This window comes from uncultured Methanobrevibacter sp. (assembly GCF_937898925.1).
Classification (GTDB): Archaea; Methanobacteriota; Methanobacteria; order Methanobacteriales; family Methanobacteriaceae; genus Methanobrevibacter.
Genome location: NZ_CALDKF010000008.1, coordinates 1 through 22687 on the forward strand (window position 1 = coordinate 1; position 22687 = coordinate 22687).

The window sequence follows — 22687 nt, forward strand, 5'->3', positions numbered from 1 at the left end:
TTGCAGTGTAGGTCTTGCCGTTTACCTTGAAGGTTATTTTCTTCTTGGCAATTGCTTTTCCTTTGGAATCCTTAAGGGTGAAGCTTATCTTCTTGGTAGCTTTTACCTTGAAAGTCTTTTTGGCAAAGGTGGCTTTGGTTGCCTGCTTGTTCACAGTCACTTTCACAGGTTTGAGTGAAGCCTTGTAGTCGTTGTCTCCAAGGTAAGTGAATGTGTAGTAGTAGGTTCCTGCCTTAGCATAGTTTACAGTCACTTTGGCAACACCATTCTTGTCAGTAGTTACAGTTGAGGTCTTTCCGTTAACAGTAACTTTGACAGCCTTATTGGCAAGGACCTTGCCGTTTGCATCCTTCAAGGTTACTGATAATGTTTTAGCGACCTTAGCGGTAGCGGTCAAATCACTTGCAGTAATGCTAGTTGCAGTCTGGTTTACAGGAACATAGACTGGAACTTCAACAGGGACTTCCACAGTCACATTGTTGACTACAAGTACAGCGCTTAAAGAAGCAGAAGACTCTTTAAAGTTAGAGTTACCCTCAAAAGTAGCACTGAAAGTAACTTTACCTGATAAATCACTGATGTTTAAAGTAGCTACACCATTTTCCATTTGGCAAGGGATGCTTTCTTCATTTACAAGAACATTAATCTCATCAACATCAGCAATAGGGTTACCTTCCATATCTGTTAAAGTGATAACAAGGTTTTCTCCGTCAATGTCCATAGTTAAATTAGAGTCTGCTCTAGATTGAGTGGTGTTGATGTAATCGCGACCTCCATCATTCATAATATCATTAGTTACAGGTACATCGTATGTGCAACCTTCAATATGAACCAATTCCATAATGTCATGGCCTGAAGGGATGCTGACAATACCTTTAGTGGTTACATTTGTAAATTTACAATCATTGAAATTGATGCTGTCTTGAGTGTGGAATTTACCTTTAGTGCTACTTACAATAGAATCTGCAGCAATATTCTCAAAATTACAATTGTTGAAGTTAATTTGAGTATATTTGTCTATATCAATTAAATTGTCACCAGTAATAGTGGAATTTATGAAATCACAATTTATGAAATTAGTAACAAATGATTCTTCAGGAGGTTCAACACCATATTCTACATTTTCATCAATACCATCATTGATAGGAGCCTTAGTTTTGAAATTAATAAATGTACAATTAATAAATGTTACATCATTACCCAATATTTCTCCAACATTTAAGAAAGTCATATTAATAAAAGTAGTCAAATAATGGTCAGGATCCTCTTCATTACCTACTTTCCAAAGTTCAATAATGGTATTTTCTCTACTCAATCCAATTACAGTGAAATTCTTACACCAAGCATTAGTTAAAGAAGGGAATCTTGTATCTGCAAGATGGATTATGCCATTTTCATTTATATAACCAAAGGCAAAACTAAGCCCAATAGTACCTCCCACTGCATTTTCCCAACTTTGACCATCAACTGATGACCAATCGTTTGAAGAACTTGCATTAACATAAATTTCATCACTTGGTCCTAAAGATAGAATAGGACTTTCTAAACTAGCGCCTAAGACAGGTTGAGTTAAACTTAAAACGGCAACTGGGAGACCGTATTGATTTCCAGATTCATTATATTTTTTAGTTTGTACTGAATTTCTGAAAATGTTGTCATAAAATACGTAATCGTTACCTGAAATAACTACAGTATCACCTGGTCCGCCATGATTTAGATAAGTATTGTTATAAATAACACAATCTGGATCTCCTGTTGAAACGTTGTGAGTACAATTTGTACAGTTTGGACAGTTAGTGCAATTACAATTTGTACAGTTAATGCAGTATGTAATATTTTCACAAATTGCTGAAATAGCAGTACCATTTGTAGCATTATTGTTATTCTTAAATATACAATTAAATACTGTTAAATATCCTATATTTTGGACTCCAATTGCTCCACCGCGACCATTTGAATTTTTATTTAGATTGTGTGTGAAATTACATGAATCTACAGTAATGTTATAAATAGAACCTTGGTAACTGTATCCGCATATAGCACCTCCACCTGTGTTGGTACTACAATTGTTATCATCGAAATTACAATTAATTACTTCAAGTGTGCCGTATGAGAATAACGCTCCACCATTCCATCCAGCAACATTTCTAGTAAAATTAGAATCTACAATTCTTGAGTGAGAAAATGTATGAGTATGAATCGCTCCTGCCCACCAATTAGCGACATTGTGAATAAATGTGCAGTTAGTTACATTTAATTCACCACAATTGTTAATAGCTCCAGGTTCGTTTCTACCAGTATTATTTTCAAATCTACAGTTTTCAACATTCATCAAGACAGAATCTGTACTAATACTTGCATAATTAGTTATGGCACCAAATCCATCATTACAGTTAGTAAAGTTACATCCGCTTATGTTCATGAATCCCTTATCATTCCAAATGACTGAAGATTTATAAGCATATGTATGAATATTGTCAAAACTACAATTGATGAAACTGTTAGTGCCAGTAGTAGCTAATTTAATGAGAACACTAGCATCCATATTCTTAAAAGTTACATTAATAAAACTAATTTCTAAACTACCAGTACTTTGGAATATAATTTTACTAGAAGTTCCTCCAGTAATGTAATTATTAGGTGTTCCGATTATTGTAGCACTATTGGCAAATACAATATCATCTTTTGAAGGAACAGTTATATAATGAGTCAAATGTATTGTATAATCTGTACCAGGAGTCTGGCTATAACTTTGTAGAGTAATCCAATCCGCCGCATTAACATCATTTGTTCTAGTCGGTTCAGAATCCACATCTGCAGACCCCTCACTTATTTCATCTGTCTTTATATCCTCATTAATTTCTTCTATAGTTGTATCATCAGAAACAGTCAGTCCAGTTTCATCTACTGTACTGGAATCATCTATTTCCTCTTGGACTGCATCTACAGCAACATCATCAACTGAATCACTTACAACATCTGTTGAGATGTCTTCTGCTGCACTTGCAGTTCCTATGATACAGCATAGAAGAACTAAGCATATAGCAATATATTTTATTTTCAATAAATCACCTTCTTTAATTACATATTAACCCTTTTATCATATGAAAAGAGCAAATACAGTTTTTAATAAATTCTTACAATAAAACATGAAAAAATTTACAGTTCTTTATGAAAGAACTGGAAAAATATAATAAATTTTCATGTTTTCCTAATAAAAACTTATTAAAATTTTATCTAAAATCAATTTTCAATAATATTTATTCATATACTCTTGATAAACTTATAAAAATTTATCAATCCAAATTGATTAAATTAAAAATTAATTTTACATTACTATATATTATACAATAATGTATATAAACATTACTAAATTAAGTTTAGTGGATGAAAATTTAATAAAAAAAATCGTCTATTTAGTCAAAAGAGCAATTTATTTCATTTTTCGTTGCTAAAACTATATTCAAATGAGTTTCATTAAGTTTAGAGAGACATCAATTCTAAGGAATTGAAAACATCTATTCCTATAAATTTCATCATGCCCACAAAAAGATCATTTTAAAAACATATCATTTGCAAAAAAATTTCAATAGTATAAAACAAGTTTCCAGTTCTTTCATAAAGAACTGTAAAAACCATCACACCATAAAAAAGATTCCACTTAAATCCTAAAGTCTTTTCCATCCAAAGTAAAATTTATCACTATGTTGATTTCCTGTTTTTCAATTACACAAGCACCCTCACCATTTGACTTTGTAGTCTTATTCTCATATTCTTCAATCCAGTCATCAAATATCATGACATTGTGCATTGCCCACATATAAATCTCCTTTAATTTCTTCGGATTTGTCTTGATATATGCCTCATGAACCTTGGTCTTAGCTCTTCCTTGCAATGCATCAACATAATCAACACTAAGCCCAATGTTGCTTGCATGAAACTTCCTCAAGCTATGGGATCGGAAGAACCTATAATTTCCTACAAATCCCATACCCAATCTGTCATTGACCTTTTGAAAATTATAAATCAATGTATCATCACTAAAATCAAAAAGTTTGTCATCAAAAGACAATCCTTTCCTAGAACGCAAATAATTTACTATATAAAAACTAGCCTCTGGAGAACAGAAAAGTATAATAAAACTTGCCAGTTTTAACACGTTTAAGATAAAAACCAGCTACAACATCCTTTCTAATAGACAATTCCTCTAAAATATCATCTATAGAACCACCACTATGATAATCAACAGTTGCCCTGACGAAATCGCTTACAGATAAAGAGAGCGTTTCAGCCTTAGCACATCCACTGCTTGACATGAAAAGAACAACAGCCTTAAAGGAAAGGCTGGAAATGGAACATGCATCCATAATGTCCTTTCTGGTGGGCAGATCATGATAGGAACTTAAATAGCCCTCATCAAGTTTCATATCATTCAAATAAGGCAACCCCATTTCAAAATGCCTATAAAATGTCTTGATTCTGGAAAAGTAAGTTCTAACCGATTTATAGACAATCCTGAATCTAAAAGATACGCCCTAAAATCCATCAGTCTCCTCTTGATAAGCCTATTCTTGAGTGGAATATTGCTTTCTTCATCCATTATTGCCTCATCAATCAAATCTTTCATGGCCATCCTATGAAAGGACTCATATTTCAAAATAGCAGACCTATAAGATTTAATTGTACTATTCTTAATGTTGCGATTACTACAAAAAATCTCAAACAAATCTTTCGATACCATATGATTAAATTAAGAAAAATGATACTAAAAAGATTAAAAGAATAGAAAAATAGTTTTACATAGTACTTTTTCTTACAAAAATTGATTTTAATAATTAAATTTGAAAAAGAATAATCATTTAAAACAACTAATAACTAATTTAAATCACTAATAACTTTTAAAAATATTTTATATAACATATATATGTTTTTTTTATAAAAATAGTTAATTATATATATCAATTAAGCTAAAATAATAATATAAATTTTAATAACTTTTGTTTATTAAAATATAAAAATATGGAGGTGAAAATATATGAAAGAATCAGAATTCTTAATAAGATGCAAAAATTGCGATTATGAAGAAACTGCAATCTTGTACTCTAATACATATGAAGACAGCGATTCAGGGATTAAATGCCCTAATTGTGAAGAGGAATATATGAATGTAGTAAAGAAAATTTAAAAAAAAATTGATCTTCTAAACTCTTTAGAAATTATGGAAATACCAAAAAAGAGTTTTAGAAGAAAATAATTATAAAAGTTAATTAAATGATTTGAATAATTTAGAAAGTTTTGAACCATATTAAAATTTTAAAAAAAAGTTTTAAAGCAAAAAAATTATACTCCAAAATTATAACTCCTTAAATTGCAGTTTTACAATGCTAATCTATAGTATTAATTTATAAGTATTCTTAATGCTGATTTTAATTAATAATTTTAATTATTTAGAATTTATAAATATTCTTCTAATTTATTTCATTTGATATTTAATTAATAAAATAAATTGAAACCTTAAAAAAATCTTTTTTAGACTATTAATAAAATTGTTTCATGATATTCAATCATCAACTTTCCACTTCACTCCTATTAGACTCAACAATACGAGCAATACCCCTAAGCAAATGAATCAATTTACCTCTTGATGTGAATCCGATATCAATATGAACAGTAATTGTTCCACCATTCAAAAGATTACTATTTAGACAAGGAGATTCTATAGGATAAAGGACAGCTTCATCATGCCATCCACAATTTTCAATCTCATTCCAGGGTATTCGCATATCAGTATCATCATCATTACCTTGAGCAATGACTACTCCTTTTTCTGCTATGCGAAAAACAGTCCTTTTAATTAGAATATTTGAAAAAGAGAATTTTACTGAACAAAATAAACCATTATAAGGATTATTTTTTTTCCAGCATTTTCTGTTCCTTTTCAAAATTTACACTTGGATCAAAAAGTCCCATAATAATCTCCTATAAATATTTAATCAACATTACTCATATTAGACTCAATAATACGAGTGATACCTCTTAACCAATGAATAGTATCATGCCTACCTGTCCAACCATTATCCAAACGGACAAGGATTTCAGTGCCATCGGAAAGATCTATGATTAGACCAGGAATACGAAGCTGATATACATAAACATCATTCCAACCAACACTGGTTATGTCGCTCCAGGGAATCCTTAAATCAGCACCACTATCCGTTGCCTGATAAAATACTATTCCCTTTTCGGCTATGCGGAAAAAAGTCCTCCAGTAGAAGTCTTTATCATAAGTGTATTTAAACCAAGCTTTAACCCACTCATAAGGACTGTGCTTATTTAACATCTTTTGTTCCTTTTCAAGATTTACACTTGGATCCAAAAGTCCCATTATCTGATTCCCCCATTTAGTAAATAAATATTTTTTCAGTTATTTATTTGTTAATTATACTATAAAACTTTTGTTTGGATCATTATATCACTTGACAATTATTAAGAAAATGAAAAAATTATTTAACTTATAATTTATAAATCTTAAATTATATAATTTTTGTAAAAAGGAGGTTGATATTTATGGGTTTATTTGGTCCGCCTGATGAAGATTTAGATTATGAGCAGAAATTATTGGAAAGGCATAATCCTTACGATTGGGTTGCATGTCAAGTTACATTGCCTGGTTTGGAGTTAACTATAGAGTCTGCCAGTCCTTGGGCTAGAGGTTTTGCTACAGGGGCATTTGGACTTATGGGTTTGGCAGTTACAAGTGGTGTTAATCAGTCTTATGAGCATCTTGTTTTAAACACTCATTTCCGTATTGCTGAAAAGGGTGTTGTTATTTTTCAAGCTTGTAAGGATGAGTCTGACTTACGTATTCCTTGGGATAATATTGTCCAAGCATTTTATGTTAAGACACATGAAGGGCAAAATTCTTTGAGGATAATTTTATTGAAGAATCAGCCTATCACTATCTGGTTTAACAGGATCAATCTATTCCAAAGTGAATACATTCATTATAGTAGAGCAGTTGCACGCATTATTAATGAACATGCTTGTGGTGTTTCTCCAGAAGATGAAGGATGGTAACAATTAATTATTTTCTAAAGAATATTTTTAATATAAATAAGGTGAAAGAATGGAATATTCTTCAAAATTAGAGTGGGAATATTTGAAAGATGAGAAAAATATTCCTTTAAATAATTTTAATAAGTTTATTAGTGAATTAAAATTAAAACATGCTAAAAACATTCAGATTAAACGACAAAATAATTATAACATAAAAATAAAAATTATTGGAGACTCCGATTTAGAAGATATCACCTGTATAAGAGAAGTTAAACAACTTTTGACATAAAAATAGAAAATTCTTACAATGAACATTATTTAAAAAATTGTTTTATAGAAAAATATTCATTTTCAAATGATACCTATGAAATAATTATAGATGTGAGTGAAATACAGAATATTAATAAACATCAAAATAAAGAAATAAAATGTTTAAAAGAATGGTATTTAAACTTTACAAAAAATTCATTCATATATAGGAAAACTACAACATTTTCATCAAAAAAAGAATTTTCTAAACGGAGAAATATACCTCTTTGTGCAAATATATCCAATACTGAAAATGAAATAGAAACTACCATTAGAAATGCTTTATTTATAGAAGTTGATGAATATAAATTTATTATACAAGAAGTTCCAAAAATATTTAATCCCAAATGGTCCGCAAATATTGGAATTGAATATTTTGATACAGAAAAATTACCCGATGAAGAAACACGAGAAAAAATTAGAAAGATACTATCATTTATTTTCGGAAGAAATCTTATTAAGATTGGAGAAACAGCATATGATGAAGAGTGGAATATAATAGAAGAGAAATCTATTAGGCCAAATATCTCAGATTTAACTAATCTAAGAAATCTTTGTAGAAGAATGGATTTGAATGCAATACCTCTTGATTATCCTCGAAACTACGAAATTGAAAATAACTTAAATAAATTAATAAAGTGTTTTTTAAAAAATAATCTTGATTTATCCCATATAATTCAATTATTGATAAATTCAATGTCACTCCCTGTTGAAAGTGAGATAATTATTATTGGATCTTCATTAGACAAATTAACTGAAATTTGGTTTAAATCAGCACGATCTCCTAGTAAAGGAAAAATAATCAATAAAAGAAAATTTAACTCTATAATGGGAAATATATTAAATGAAATTAAAGAAAAATTCAAAGATTATCCTGAAATATATGGAAAAATAGAAAATTCACACAATTTGTCTGGAAGAAAAAGGGTAGATTTATTCTTAGAGGAATAGAAATTAATTTTGGGGAAGTAGAAAATGAAGCTAGGAAATATAGAAATTTTCCAGCACATGGCAATGAAATATCTGAACCAGATAATGAAAAATTAATCTATTTAACTTATGCTTACAGAACTTTTTTAAATAGAATTTTGCTAAAAATATTAAATCATTCAGAATATTATGATTTAATTTCTAAACAAGTTTTAGATATTAAAAATGAAATACCTGAGAATAAATATGAAGAATTTCTTAATGAAGTAAATAAAGTGTATGGCAATGATGATTAAAAAATAAAAATTAAAAATAATTTTTTAAAATATATATTATCATCCTTAAAAAAAAAATACAAAAATAGATCGAAAATAAAAATTCTATTAATTAAAGTTTAAATAATTTATAAAATATAAACATCAATATGAATTCTATTAGTTTTAAATCATTTTGTTTAATTGTAATTAGCATATTAATACTATTAATAATTCTAATGATTTTTAATAAAATTAATGAAAATATATTTTCATTGATCTTGGCGATTCTTGCAATCTTTATTCCAATATATCAAATTAATAAAAATGACGAACAAATCAACAAACAAATTAGAGCTAATGAAGAAAATTCAACAAAAATATCACTTTTTGAGAAAAAACAAAAAGCTATTTTAACATTATACAATGTATTAAATAATTACAATGTGATCCTTGATTCAGAATATATTTTTATACCTGATAAAAAAATTTATTCTGAATATCTAGAAGAAATAGAAAATTTAATTACAGATATCATAAATTTTATTTTTGATAAAAAAAATTCGCCAGATTTCAAATATTATCCTAAAGAAATACAATTATTAATAGACAAATTTCTAAATTACTCCAATCAACATTTTGATGCAGAATATTTTGAGATACATGGTATTCCATTTAAAGATAATGAAGAATATATGGAATTATTAAATATATTAAAAGAGATATATGATAAATTAAAAAATGAAATAGGTAAAAATGTTTAATTTCTATTTTTTCATGGATTTTCATCATTTATACGATCAATAATCTCTTGAACAATTTCTTCAAGAGTATATTTTTTAGTTGATAACACTCTAATCATAGAAATGTAACCATCAAATTCTTTTAACTCTCCAATAGTTAAATCATGCAATATGGGCAATAACTTTTCTTTATCATAAAATACACATCTCCATAATCACTTATCAATACCTATTCTTTTTCTAACTATATCTCTATTAAATCCTGGAGGTTTTGGTTTGAAATAAGTCTTATCTGTATATTCATCATTTTTTATAGCATCTTCTCTTAATTTTTTAATATCTAAATCACAAGTTACTATATAGTCATCATCTCCACCTTTTAAATTGATTAAATATTTAGTTTCCGAAGGAGATGGTTGTAAAATAACTGATCCTCCAAATTGTGAAGTATTTGATTTAATACAATAACAGAATAAATCTCTTGAGAGAGATTCAGCAATATTATTAAAATATCTAGTGTCCTTATTAAATTCTGAAACAGTTATGATATCGCAACAGCTTTTAAAAATACCCCTATCATTAATATTTGCAATTTCAAAACAATAATATGGGACTATATAAATATCATTCCAAATAAATAAGTGATATTTTAATTTTTTTTCACCATTAGATTCATTATCAATAGGTATTTTATCATTTTCTTTATAAATTTTTAATTCATAAGGAGAATAGTGATTTTTTAACCTATAAACAAGCAAAGACTCCTGATATTTATCATTTATCAAAAATGGTAAAGAAGCCATAATATAATTTCCAACATGATTATCATTAATTATTGGTTCAACACCAAAAATCATAGCAATTTGATGATCTTTAGAAACTTTCACAATATCTTCAACCCACTCAAATGGAATATACATTTCTGGCATAACCAATAATTGAACATTTTTATTTATAGCTTCATTAATCAAATTTTTAATATTATCTAATCTTTCTTGATTCAGACAAGGTTCATTTTTTAAACGCTTATAAAGAAAATTTTCATTTAATTCTGTATTCAAGATACCCACTTTAATATTGTTTAATTTTTTTCCTATTTTTACAATATCAAATTCATATTTTCCATTTTTAATTGGGCAATCCTCTTTCTCATATCCGCAATTACATTGAAGATTTGAAATATCTAAAAAATACTCTTTAGTAATCTCTTCTTCTCCAAAATTTTTTTCTTTATATCTTTTTAGGGATTTGCAGATGTATTTTTCCCCAATAACATCTTCTTCTTCATCATTTGTTTTTTGAGAGTCTTTTCTAAATAACTCATTATTGATCTCATGAAAAATAAATTCATTTAATTTAATAAATCTTGGATAAACACCTTTAAAATATTCAGAACCTTGATTATTAGTATGGATTAAATCATAAGATAAATCAAATCCTTGATGAATAAGTTTAGAAGAAATTTCAATATTATCATTTAATGGATATTTCATTAAACTGTTATTATACATTAATGAAAATATATAGCAAGAAATATCTTGTAAAAATGTTTCAAATAGCTTTTCATTAGAAAGTTCTTCAAATTCTTCATTTAAAAAATCAAAAAGCGCTTTAAAATCCTTAAATTTTACTGATTTTAATGATAAAGATCTAATTACAGAAGAATACAAAAATTTGATTAAAGATTTTTTTAGACTTAAAATCTCTATACTATTATCAATTTTTTCAACAGAATTACCTTTAATAAAAAAATTTAAATTTTCATCTGATAAAGTAATTTCATTTATTAAATTATAAATATTCTGAATTAAAATATATAGTTCATCAAATTTATTATTAATTAATAATAAATTAAAAATTTTTTCCCATAGAATCATATAATCTAGAATATGGCCATTAAATGCATTAATAACATTATTAATTATTTTTTCATCTAAATTATCAGTAATATTTTTAGATGATAAATTTAATCTTGATAATATTTTTGAAATTTCATATTTACTTATTCTTACTTCTTTAATATCATTAAGTTTGTTTATAGAGTCTTCATAATCAATTTTATAAATATTCTTTTCAAGATCATCTAAGATAGACTCTGAATCATGCATCATTCTAAATTCACTTGAATTTTTAAAAATTTCTTTTCTGAAATTCTTTATAATTGAATCTGGGCAATTGCTATAAAATTTATAAATTTTTATTTTATTTTTTTGTATTTCCAAATTTCTATAATCATGTTTTAAGTTTATATTATTTGAAACATATGTTTCACAAACTTTGAAAATGTGATTCTCTTCATTTTTACAATCATTTTCTTTTTCTTCATCAAAACATTTTAAAATTGCATTAGACGGATCTTCTTCATCAAGAGTAAAATATTTTTTTAAAAAATCCTTAGAATCCAATTCTTCAAAATTTAAATTACTGTTCGCATGACTATTTTCATGAAAACCAAACACAATTAATACATCGTCAACATATCTACCATAATAAAAAGGATGTAGTTTTTGTAAAATAGATTTATCAAAGCCATTTAAATTCCAATTTGCAATTATTAATGATGGTAAAAAACCTAATGGAATCATAAATAATTCTTTATACATTTCTTCTGTAATTTCAAATTTACCACTATTTTTTTCAGACAACATTAAACGATTAAACTTTGAAGAAAAAGCTTCAAAAACTTTTTTAATAAAAATGTTTAATTTTTTATCTATATCCTTATCAAAATCATTTAAAACATTTCCAGAGTTCTTTTTTAACCGAGAAATATCATCAAAAAGGACATTAAAGTCAATTAATGAACGATAGTAATAATCTTTAAAATCTAATGATAACATTATTACATTTTGATTTTCGTCTAAAAGTTTATTAACACTATTTAAACCATTATCTCTCCATGATTGATAATTTTTATAATATGGATTAAATAAGAAAGGTGAAAAATCCTTAAATTTTTCTTCATTTAAACGATTGATTAAAGTTTCATTTAATCTGTTACCATAACAATGAGTATCTAATTCCTCATCAATTAAGTAACCAGTCCTTAAAATCCACAGTACTCCTAAAATATGACCTTCAACAGGCAAATCTAAAAAATAATGGATTTTTGAAATATTACTGCTTGGTTTTCTATAGTTAGAAATGAAATCTTGATTATTATTTTTTAAGGATTTGGGAAAAGATAAAACTTCCATATTTTGTATCATATTATCAATATAATTTTCAAAATTTTCAGAGCAGATTTCATCTTTAAGATTTATAAAAAATTCCTCAAATTTATTTTCAAAAGTTTCATCTTCATCATAAAAATTATTTAATTCAAACCTAGAAAGATTCAATCGTTGAATAGAACTATAATTATCATAATATATATGAGTTTTATATTTCCTATAAGAACTTTTTAATTGATCTAATAATTTTTCCTCATTATCCATTACATCCACCATACAATATTATTAACTTCTTCTATTCATTGTTTCTTTTATATTAATTTAATCCATATCATAAATTTATCATATCTATAAAAACAAAACAACTTTTTTCAGAAAAAACTATTTATTTCCATATGAAATCTGATGTTTTTGGTCATATATCCAAACAGATTAACAATAAACAAATCATATAAATATATCCTATTTAACCATTCCTATATTTTTCAAGGGTAAGTTTAAATAAATATCAATTTAGCATAAATTCATAAATATTTCTTGAGTTCTCAAAACTTATTAATATTACCTCTGAATAGGGCAATTAATTAATCAAAGCAAAACATTAATTTCATATATAATATTATAAAATTATAAATTTATAAAGTTTTATATATATTCCATTCCTTAGAAAATTAACATTTTATCTTTTTAAAAGTTTTATTTGATTAAATTATCTGGATTAAAAATAAATAGAAAGAAATTATAGGAACAAGCAGCAGAATTTATAAATTCTACAATAAAGATACATAGAGAATTCTAAAAATATTTATAAATAGTTAACCATTTTAAAAATTACGATATAATATCAATTTTATAATCAAATTGAAAAATTATAATAACTTAATAAAAAAAATAATTAAAAATAGCTATATTTATATATTATTAAGAATAATTATTAAATAAAAAATGCAATGGAGGAATTAAATGTCTAATAAAAAATATGAAATTGAATTATTTGAAGATTATATTAAATTAAATTATTTATATAAACATAATTCCGAAATCCATGAAATCATACCTAAATTATGCCATAGATATTATGAGCATATAGCTAAAACTCTCATATTAAATTTTTATTTTGAATTTTTAAATTATTTCAATAAAATTGCATTTGAAATTCAATACGAAGATGATGATATTGAATTCTATTTAAAATACATTGATGAGTATTTTGATCAGTTAAATGAAAATTTGGTGATATACAATATTAAGGACATTGAAGATCTATCTACAATCTTAAAAATATCCCAAATATTCTTAGAGGAAAGCGATGAACAAAATAATATGGATTGTTTATTTCAATCTATTTTTCAATTAGAGTCTAAAATAAATAAAAAAAAGTTTATGAATAATTTAGTTGAAGACTTAAGTGAAAGTGAATATAGAATAATTAAACCAAATACATTTAGTATGGAATGGTAAAATGAACATAAAAAATATACAAATAATTACAGAAAAATTAAATATTTCACATTTTTATGAGATAATTCAAAAAAATACTGAAAACAAAGAAAAACACATTAAACTAAAAATATCAATAAGTAGTGAAGGTTTTGAAATTAAAGAAAATAAACATAAAATAAGATTAGAATATTCTATTTCCTCTGAAAATATTCCTTTAATAATTGATTGGGTTTTATTAATATATTTTGAATCTGAAAATGAAATAAATTATGAAGAAGTGTTTAAAGAAAATCCAATATTGGATAAAATTGATGAAAAATCATTAAAAATTCAAGAATTAATTGGTACTAAATTGCCTCTCTTTTCAGATATATTTAAGGAGAAGAAATATGAGTAAGATTTATTTTGAAGTTGACGAAAAACAATTAAAAAATAGAGAAAAGATTCATAAAAATAAAGATATAGAAAATTTGATAAATATATTTTTAAATGATTCCAGCTGTATTAATTTAATTGATGATATCAACTCTCTATTTTATATTGTAAATGAAGAATCACTTAATGATTTTGTACAGTTACACCAAACATTCTACGAAGGTGATGAATTACATAACTTTAATAAGATTTCATCTTGTTTTAAATCATTGGTTAATTCAAATTTATCATATACTAACATCAGAGGGGGTTTTTTAGAACAATTAGTTTATGTATTTAATTGTAAAAAATATCCTGATGACAAAGTATACAAAGAAATTAAAGTAAAAGCTGATTCCTTTGAAAGTAATTTAACCTTTGATGTTGGAATAAGATTTAATAATAATCTTAATGTATATGAATGTAAATTTTCAAAAAAATTCATTGAAAGGAAACATATTGATAATTTAGCAAGCATGAGAAAATTTAAAACTATTACTTCTTGTTTAATTGTTTTTGAAAATAAAGTTGAAATAGATCATACTTTAAAAAAATTACGTAACAATACAAAGAAAGAAGAATATAATAAAATATTAAAAAGTTTCCAAATAATAACCTTAGATGATTTTAAAAATGGATATTTTCACGATTATAATTAAATTTATTTAAAGTTATCAACTTATCCAAACTATCTTAAAACTCTTTCTAATTAAAAACAATTAAACTACCTCTAATGGATCATAATCCACCTAATCCTTATTCCCCCCAAGTAACAAGAACAACATGACAATTATCACTATAAATAGTTTCCTACATACAATACCCCCTCAAAGTCTTTATAATCTTGAAAACTTGAAAAGGGAATAAGAGAAAAACTAGCCTGATTTCCGAAAAGGACATTAACAATTACCTTGATAGTTGCATTAGGGAATATGATCATTCCTTAATAAACTATTCATTAAGCACCATATCCAAGATAGCCACTACTAATAAAACTATGATAAATTGTTAAAAAAAGAAAAACAGAACAAAACAAATAAAAAAACAAGAAAATAGAAAAAATAGAAAAAAATTAAAAATTTTAAAATAATTTTAGATTAAACCTTTAGCAAAAGATTTATTCACAGATGAACTTGATGTCATCTACAGTGACGGTTTTTCTGCCTGCGTGTGCTGCTGCCTTGATGACTTTTTTAGCTAATTCTTCAGCGGAAGCTTCAACTGCGTCAGCAAAAGCTTTTTTAGCGTCATCACTGATTCTTTCAGCACCTGCATCTTTTAAGATACGCACTACTGGTGCAACTGGTATTTCACTCACATTTTCACCTCCACACTCCTTATTGATATAATATTTTCGATTGGCAATATATAAAACTGTTGCTAATAGAGGTTATTATCAGCTATTTAGAAAGGAAATGAGTTTTAGAAAATTAATGTAAAAAAAGTAATGATAAAAAGAACTAATCCTAAATTTAAAAAAACATATGTAAAGGGTGTGATATGTAATTGAGTAAAGGTTTAGTATTAGGATTAGCCCTGTAATAAATAATTTAGTTTCAAAGTATAAAAACTTTTTGTGAATATCAATCTTTAAGGTTTTGAACCCATAAATCATATTCTCTAAGATTTGTATAAGGAGGAGTGGAATCTAGCATTCTAGCCATATCGTTTGTAAGATAATTCATCCAATAATCATCGAATACTTTTTCTCCTCTGGTGGAAAAAGGACCTAAACCATTAACTAACTCATTGATTTTCTTAACAGACCCAATATTCTTAGTATTTCCGCTGCCTGGCTTGTCTGTAGCCAATTTCCATTTTTCCTGCAATAGAAAAGTGAAATCATTTGCAACAGAAGAAATGCTTCTCAAGTCATCAATAGTATATTTCTTATATTCATCAACTTCCTGTTCGGTTCTCCTATAGACAACACCCAAAACATAATGTGCAGAATACTCTTCATATGGGAAAAGAATATTTTTTGTAGAGGATCTATTTCTGAAATAGCCTGTGAAAGAACCTAATGTGAACCCATTTACAGAAGTCCTGTTTTTATAATAGGTGCTTTTTAGATCAACTGCTATCTTCTCATTGTCTTCAGTTATGAAAGTTATGTCAGGATAATGGTTTTGATGTTGCGCAGGCAAAACCTTATAGTTGTTTTCCGAAGCGAATTGCAATATGCTAGGGAAAATCATCAGCTCAATGATTTTAGAAATGACTTTTGTATCTATTGAAATTGTGTAAATGTTTTTGTAAACGTCAATGAAACCTTTTACAACCCACTCATTATCCTCTGTTGTTACAACTCGCTTGAATTCATCAAAATAGCCAAGCAATTCCTCTCTAAATTCTTCTTTTTCAAACATGTTTATTCCCCTATAAATAGAAGTTCTTCTGATTTTGTATTTTTGGATAAGGCATATCTGTAATTTCCATAAGTCTTTACAGAAACCTTTGATTTATACTGTTGCAGGATTTCAGTCAATTCCTCCATTGAAGGAATCCCATCATTACGATAGGATATGACAAGGATGTTGTCCTGATATTTTTTTATAAGCTTTTCAAATTCGCCAGTGATTGCCTTCTTATCATTCCATACGTTTTTCTTAGGATTTAACCTATGATGTTTGGAATTGTAGTCAATGTGATTTTCCCAGTCGTCATACATTAGTAGCCCTTCCAGGAAATGATAAAAGCCATGATAATCAACGGTAGCACCTTTACTGGAAATATACGGAGTGTCAATATATACCAAATCATATCTTGAAGTGTCCTTTATTTCCATTGCGTCTAGGTTCAATGATATGTTCTTCCTTTCATTGTCGAAAATGCTGTCATTCGCTTCTTTGACAAATTTTAGGAACCAATCCTCAAAAGGAGTGTCCCAAGTTTTCTTGTTTCCAAAAGACCTTTTCACTTCTGAAGTTCGCATATACAGATTTTTTCTATGGAACAGATTGTATGGTCTTTTAATAATGCAGGATTGGCAGAGAGCAAAGAAAGCTATTGCGAACTTATATTTATCATCTAAAGCATTCATATTTGCAATAACCATGTCTAGCCATTTATTTTCCTCATTTGTAAAATAAGTGTCTTCAAAGTTATCTTCAATAATTGACTTATATTCAATGCCTTCATTTTTATTCAGAACAAATCGAATATCGTCATCAGTCAATTTAACTTCCTTATTTTCTATAAGTGCCTTTCCAAACTGATAATTGAATTTCAATAAATCGTTGTAGGTCACTTCTTTGCCCATTTTTTTATAAAGATATGAAACTGAGCCAGTACCTCCAAAAGCGTCTAAAACAGTATCGAAAGTTAAGTCTTTGGTTTCAGCTTGTATCCAATCAACAAGCTTTAGCTTACTGCCCTGATACCTGGTTGAAGGAAATTCATAAGACTCAAATGGATTGCTTATAATTGGTTCTTTAAAATTAAATAAATTAGTCTGTTTGCTCATAAATAACGCCTTGTAAATTATACATATATTTGTTTTTAGAATATATTAATTTTTTTAATAGGGCAAATTTTATTAGAGTGGGTTGAGATTATTCTCTTCCGCCAAATTGGAAACCGGTCTTGCAGAACCGATTTCCGCGAGGACAATCTCATAGAAACATGAAAGGAAAATAGAATATGAGAATAAGAAAGATAATTATTTTTACTTTTTAAAATGAGACAATTGATTTTATGAAATCTCTTGTCTTCTTCATCAACCAACAAGTGGAAAATTAGAAAATTAATTATATTTGTCTTTATAATATTCAAAATCAGAAATATTAATATTATTAGGCAAATTAAGATATTCTTCTGTTTCTAATAACTCATCAAATGATAAAATGCTAAGACATTTTTGAATATCAATTCTTTTAAGAATCTTTTTAGTATAAGGTCTCTTAGAATCTAAAAAAGCAATATCCTTAAGAAAATCTTGAACTAAATCTGTATTTAGAATTAACATAGTAATATACGCTTCCTCAAAAGTATCAAACGATAAAAAATAACAAGTATCATCTAACATTATAGGTTTTTCATTATACACTAATGAAAATAATGGTTTTTTATAGAAACCAGATACTGCTACTTTATATTTTGAAAAAGAATATTCTCCAATACCAAATATACTAAATCTAGGAGCTCCTTTATAAATTACACTTTTTCTTTTATTGAAAAATTCTTCATTAGAAACTAAATATTCCCAAGTTTTTGGAGCAGATTCCTTAATATAATCAGTTTCTTCCCTTACTCTTTTTTGGGTAATTATTACATACTTATTACTTTCATTAATTATAGGTATTTTTAAATCACTGCTTTTTAATAAATAATATACTAAATCATCTTCTATTCTAAAAATGTCTTTATTTTTATTTTTATAATTATCTTTTTCTTTTGTCAATTCCATAATTTTAGAACAATCATGTTTGACTCCTTGCCTCCATTCAAAAGAACAATTCCCTTCAATTTTATGAGAATTAGATAAATTTGAATAAAATTTATTGTTTTTATATCCAAATTTATATAAAAGATTTGCAGGAGATTTGAAATCAAAAACATCACAAGACATCAAATTTTTATTATTATTTTTATCAAATTGGATAATTAATAAGCATGCAGATGTTGAAACATTGAAAACTTTGTTTGCATCAATATTTAAAGTTTTAAAATTAGCAACACATATTTGAGTTCTAACTAATTCTTTAAAAATATTTCTCGCTACAATATTCTTACATAAAAATACTAAAGAACAGTTAAAATTTTTAAATTGATCAACTAGCTGTAAAATTATATATTCTGAAATATCAAAATTACTATCTCCCATAAGTGAATTTATGCCAGAATGTCCTTTAAAATTGGTTTTTTCTGGTAAATTATCAGAATCGAATTTAGATAATTCAGAATTAGTTACCCATGGAGGATTACCAATTAATAAAAAATAATCTTCATCATTTAAACCTATCTTACTGAAGTCAAAGTTAAAAATATCTTCATTATACAATGTTAAATTAAGGATATTCTTATCAATTAATTCTAAATAATCATTATTAATCTCTATACCAAATAATTGGCTTTCACTATAAATTGATGAACAACTTTTTAAGAAATTCCCTACTCCACATGTAGGCTCTATAATTTTATTAGGAGATAATTTTAACTTATTCTTTAAATAATTACATATTTCTTCTGTGAAATATAAAGGAGTTTGATAATCTCCAAATTCTTTTTTCTCATTACCAATCATAATTATAAACTCCAGAAACCTCATTCTTAAGGTTTATGGCTCTTTTATATTGTAATCTCCATTGTAAAGCATTTGAAATAGTTAAATAACCTTGTTCAGGCATATTTAATAAAACTTCATCAGCAATTTGATTCAATATAATTTCATCACCAGGAACATTTTTATCTTCTAAAAAGCCCAAGATATCTTCTTTAATAGCCCCATCTTTAACCATTTCTCTTAATCTTTTTGTTAAAGTATAATCCCCAGTTTTTGAAGATTCTATAAAAGTGCAATGTTTAAATTTTAAAAAACATTCATTTTCAATATCCTCTTTTTCATAAACAAAAACCAATAAATTATAACCTAAACCAAAAACCTTTTGATTTGTATTCTTAAAAGGACATGAACTTTGAGGTTGTTTAATTGAAGTTACTTTAATATCAGTATTTATAAATGAATCTGGCAAATCAATCCCTATTGCACTTGAACCAACTGTAAATTCATATTTTTCAGAAAGATATTCTTGAAATTTATGTTCTACATAAGTTCCAACAGCTTTTCCATCTGTAACTCCTAATAATTTAGGGTGTGTTTTTGAACTTTCATTCTCACAAAAAGCTTTTGCTTCTTCTCTTAAAATTTCTAATGACAACTTCATAAAAATTACCTATAAATTAATGAATTAATAATATATTATTATTAGTAATTTATAAATTTTTTTTAATAATATTTATTTAATCTTTTTCTTTTCATCTCCTTTTATAGGGGTATGTACACCTGCGATAAATTTAAAGAGAATTATTATATTTTTTTAAGAATATATTTAATGCTCTCTTCAGTAACTAAAATCATCTCTTTAATTTCTTCATTAATAACAAAAGCTTTTGCTAATTTCAATATATCTAAAGACTTCTCATAATCCTCTAAACACATATATCCTAATGCTTTAAATAAATAAACTTCTGATGAGGGATCACCTATTTCTAAATATTTATCACAAGACTCAATACAATTATAACATTCTTCTAAAAGTAAATGCACCCTTGCTTTCTCCAATAATATCCCTTTATGAGTTTCATCTGTAGACAACCCCTCTTCAAATGTTTCCATAGATAAATTATAATTTCCTATTTCTGAATAAAAACAACCCTTTAAAAAATAAATTCTAGTATTATTAGAATTAAAACTTAAACCCTCATCAAAATATTCTAAAATACTATCAGACTCTTCATAATCCTTTAAAAATAATGCTTTATCACAACATGCTTCAGACTTTAATTCATCATCGGCATCCGAATAAATTATTTCATCTAGAAATGAAACAGCCTCTAAAATATTAATATCTTTAAAATAATTAAATTTTTCAAATAAAACAATAGCTTTATCATCATCCTCTTCACTATTTTCTAAAATGGCATCTAAAATTTTCAATGCTTCATTAGGATAATCATATTTAAAAAATTGTTTAGATAAATCAAGTTTATATGCAATATTATCTCCAAATAAATCTAAAGCTTTTTCAAAATATTCTTTTGCTTGATCCAAATTATCTAAAATTAAATAAGAAATTATAATATTATAATAAGCATACATAGACTCTTCATTGATTTTTAAAATTTCAAAAAATTTTGTTAATGCGGAAGGTTCCCTATTTAATCGCCTTAAACTCTGTCCCCATAAAGAATATAAATCCTCATTGATATCTTGAATTTTAGCTTTATAAAAACAATTCTCAGAATCTTCATAATTACCTAAAAAACTATAGGTATCACCCATATTTATCAAAGCCATGAAAAAATTAGGATCAATATCTAAAGCTAATTGATATTTTTCTAAGGCCTTTTCATATAATCCTAATTCTTTATAGATGTTTCCTAAATTAACATAAGATTCTAAATAATTCTCATTTATATCAATAGCATTTTCATAATTTTCAATTGCTTTATTTAAATAACCTTTTGATTGGTAAGCATGCCCAAAATTAAAATACAATCTATCTAAACTAACAAAATTTTTATTATTTTCATCAAAAATATTCTTGGCTACATTTAAATGATTTAAGGCTTTATCATAGTAACCATATTTTATCAAATTTATTGCATAATTTATCCGAATATCTGAAGAATAAGGATTGAGTTCTACAGCTTTATCAAAATTTGAAATAAAATTTTCAATATCACCAACATTTGCAAGAGAATTTCCTTTAAAATAATAGTAATTAGAATCTTTTTCAAAATCTTTTTCTTTTGGAACATATGGATCTTCATCAAAATTTTCTTTAAATATTGAAATTAATTCCATTTTTAAATCTTTAAAAGAATCATATCTATCTTTTGGATTTTTTGATAAGCACTTCAGAACTACATCATATAATATATGATTAAAATAAGGGATTTCAGCTTTTTTATGCAATTCTTCCCATTCATTATCTGTATTGTTTTTAGCTTTAAAAGGTAATTTTCCTTTATTAATCATTTGAAAAAGAACTATTCCAAAACTATAGATATCAGTTGAAATATTATTTAAACCTTCAGAAGATTCTGGAGCCATATAAGCATTAGTCCCACAAATTTTACCATTTGAATTATAATAATTTCCGATGTTTTTATTTTTAAAAATTCTAGATTCATTAATAAAACTTGTTAAACCAAAATCAGTGATTTTAATCTCATTATCCCATATTAAAATATTTTGAGGCTTAATATCCCCATGATATTCAATACCTTGTTCCTCCATATATTCCATAGCATAACAAAATTGGATTGACCAATCTAAAATTTTATAATCAGATAAACCTTCAAAAAAGTAATCATCTAATGATTGTTTACCCATAAAACTAAAAATAGGTTCCATTATAATAAATAATCTGCCATCAATAATATCTAAACCGTATGCTTCAACAATATTTGGATGTTTTAGTTCTGTCCAAATTAAAGATTCTTTCTTAAAATCTTCTATAACTTCTTCATCATTAAGATATTTATCTTGTAATGTTTTCATTGCTAAAGCTTTTTTTAAATCATCATTATAAATAATGAAAACAGTACCAAATCCAGATTTACCTTCTCCCCCATATTTCGCAATAACAATAAATTCATTATCTAATACAGTCCCCACATCTATATTACCAATCACAGT

General features: G+C 26.2%; 22 protein-coding genes. 8 read left to right on the forward strand and 14 right to left on the reverse strand.

The features are described 5' to 3' along the window. From Q0409_RS00585 to Q0409_RS00600, 4 genes are all read right to left on the reverse strand, one after another. Nucleotides 1–3064: Ig-like domain-containing protein (locus Q0409_RS00585; RefSeq protein WP_298533959.1), on the reverse strand; the 3064-nt coding region annotated here is incomplete at its 3' end. A 597-nt stretch (nt 3065–3661) separates the two neighbouring features. Beyond that, on the reverse strand, nt 3662–4090 hold the full coding sequence (locus tag Q0409_RS00590) for a hypothetical protein (RefSeq protein ID WP_298533961.1): 429 nt from the start codon (nt 4088–4090) through the stop codon (nt 3662–3664). A gap of 19 nt (nt 4091–4109) precedes the next feature. Beyond that, entirely contained in the window at nt 4110–4436 is a 327-nt protein-coding gene (locus tag Q0409_RS00595; protein WP_298533963.1) for a hypothetical protein, read from the reverse strand. Next, the gene (locus Q0409_RS00600) at nt 4433–4657 is read right to left on the reverse strand and encodes a hypothetical protein (protein WP_298533965.1); all 225 of its coding nucleotides are present in this window, start codon (nt 4655–4657) and stop codon (nt 4433–4435) included. The genes Q0409_RS00595 and Q0409_RS00600 overlap by 4 nt, the downstream gene beginning before the upstream one ends. Nucleotides 4658–5035: 378 nt before the next feature. Between Q0409_RS00600 and Q0409_RS00605 the strand changes: the two genes are divergently transcribed. Further along, on the forward strand, nt 5036–5185 hold the full coding sequence (locus tag Q0409_RS00605; protein ID WP_298533967.1) for a ranasmurfin: 150 nt from the start codon (nt 5036–5038) through the stop codon (nt 5183–5185). A gap of 382 nt (nt 5186–5567) precedes the next feature. Here the strand turns inward: Q0409_RS00605 and Q0409_RS00610 are convergent, their stop codons facing one another. Further along, the gene (locus Q0409_RS00610; protein WP_298533969.1) at nt 5568–5942 is read right to left on the reverse strand and encodes a hypothetical protein; all 375 of its coding nucleotides are present in this window, start codon (nt 5940–5942) and stop codon (nt 5568–5570) included. Nucleotides 5943–5989: 47 nt separating this feature from the next. Then, nucleotides 5990–6385, reverse strand: coding sequence for a hypothetical protein (locus tag Q0409_RS00615; RefSeq protein WP_298533972.1), 396 nt, complete (start codon nt 6383–6385; stop codon nt 5990–5992). 182 nt (nt 6386–6567) lie between these two features. Between Q0409_RS00615 and Q0409_RS00620 the strand changes: the two genes are divergently transcribed. From Q0409_RS00620 to Q0409_RS00635, 4 genes are all read left to right on the forward strand, one after another. Next, nucleotides 6568–7077 carry a hypothetical protein gene (locus Q0409_RS00620; protein WP_298533975.1) on the forward strand — a complete coding sequence of 170 codons (510 nt, stop codon included), beginning with the start codon at nt 6568–6570 and terminating at the stop codon, nt 7075–7077. Nucleotides 7078–7126: 49 nt separating this feature from the next. After that, on the forward strand, nt 7127–7345 hold the full coding sequence (locus Q0409_RS00625) for a hypothetical protein (protein WP_298533977.1): 219 nt from the start codon (nt 7127–7129) through the stop codon (nt 7343–7345). A gap of 92 nt (nt 7346–7437) precedes the next feature. Further along, entirely contained in the window at nt 7438–8316 is an 879-nt protein-coding gene (locus Q0409_RS00630) for a hypothetical protein (RefSeq protein WP_298533979.1), read from the forward strand. Between the two features lie 514 nt (nt 8317–8830). After that, a complete protein-coding gene (locus Q0409_RS00635) occupies nt 8831–9313 on the forward strand; it encodes a hypothetical protein (protein WP_298533981.1) in 483 nt (160 codons plus the stop codon). A gap of 11 nt (nt 9314–9324) precedes the next feature. Here the strand turns inward: Q0409_RS00635 and Q0409_RS00640 are convergent, their stop codons facing one another. Beyond that, nucleotides 9325–9471: a hypothetical protein gene (locus tag Q0409_RS00640; protein ID WP_298533983.1), complete on the reverse strand. Its 147-nt coding sequence runs from the start codon at nt 9469–9471 to the stop codon at nt 9325–9327. Nucleotides 9472–9507: 36 nt separating this feature from the next. Beyond that, nucleotides 9508–12729, reverse strand: a complete 3222-nt coding sequence (locus Q0409_RS00645; protein ID WP_298533985.1) for a hypothetical protein — start codon at nt 12727–12729, stop codon at nt 9508–9510. Between the two features lie 699 nt (nt 12730–13428). Here Q0409_RS00645 and Q0409_RS00650 point away from each other — a divergent pair. From Q0409_RS00650 to Q0409_RS00660, 3 genes are read left to right on the forward strand one after another with little or no spacing between them, the layout of a single operon-like run. Beyond that, nucleotides 13429–13926 (forward strand): hypothetical protein, encoded by a 498-nt coding sequence (locus tag Q0409_RS00650; RefSeq protein WP_298533987.1) that lies wholly within the window; start codon nt 13429–13431, stop codon nt 13924–13926. A gap of 1 nt (nt 13927) precedes the next feature. Then, entirely contained in the window at nt 13928–14305 is a 378-nt protein-coding gene (locus Q0409_RS00655; RefSeq protein WP_298533988.1) for a hypothetical protein, read from the forward strand. Further along, nucleotides 14298–14981 carry a hypothetical protein gene (locus Q0409_RS00660; RefSeq protein ID WP_298533989.1) on the forward strand — a complete coding sequence of 228 codons (684 nt, stop codon included), beginning with the start codon at nt 14298–14300 and terminating at the stop codon, nt 14979–14981. The genes Q0409_RS00655 and Q0409_RS00660 overlap by 8 nt, the downstream gene beginning before the upstream one ends. A 458-nt stretch (nt 14982–15439) precedes the next feature. Here the strand turns inward: Q0409_RS00660 and Q0409_RS00665 are convergent, their stop codons facing one another. From Q0409_RS00665 to Q0409_RS00690, 6 genes are all read right to left on the reverse strand, one after another. After that, nucleotides 15440–15640 carry a histone family protein gene (locus tag Q0409_RS00665; RefSeq protein WP_298533991.1) on the reverse strand — a complete coding sequence of 67 codons (201 nt, stop codon included), beginning with the start codon at nt 15638–15640 and terminating at the stop codon, nt 15440–15442. 265 nt (nt 15641–15905) lie between these two features. After that, nucleotides 15906–16691 (reverse strand): type II restriction endonuclease, encoded by a 786-nt coding sequence (locus tag Q0409_RS00670; RefSeq protein ID WP_298533994.1) that lies wholly within the window; start codon nt 16689–16691, stop codon nt 15906–15908. A gap of 2 nt (nt 16692–16693) precedes the next feature. Beyond that, nucleotides 16694–17788 (reverse strand): DNA adenine methylase, encoded by a 1095-nt coding sequence (locus tag Q0409_RS00675; protein WP_298533997.1) that lies wholly within the window; start codon nt 17786–17788, stop codon nt 16694–16696. Between the two features lie 279 nt (nt 17789–18067). After that, nucleotides 18068–19567: a hypothetical protein gene (locus tag Q0409_RS00680; RefSeq protein WP_298534000.1), complete on the reverse strand. Its 1500-nt coding sequence runs from the start codon at nt 19565–19567 to the stop codon at nt 18068–18070. Further along, nucleotides 19557–20207 (reverse strand): hypothetical protein, encoded by a 651-nt coding sequence (locus tag Q0409_RS00685; RefSeq protein ID WP_298534002.1) that lies wholly within the window; start codon nt 20205–20207, stop codon nt 19557–19559. The genes Q0409_RS00680 and Q0409_RS00685 overlap by 11 nt, the downstream gene beginning before the upstream one ends. A gap of 143 nt (nt 20208–20350) precedes the next feature. Beyond that, the gene (locus Q0409_RS00690; protein WP_298534004.1) at nt 20351–22684 is read right to left on the reverse strand and encodes a serine/threonine-protein kinase; all 2334 of its coding nucleotides are present in this window, start codon (nt 22682–22684) and stop codon (nt 20351–20353) included. Between the last annotated feature and the right edge of the window lie 3 nt (nt 22685–22687).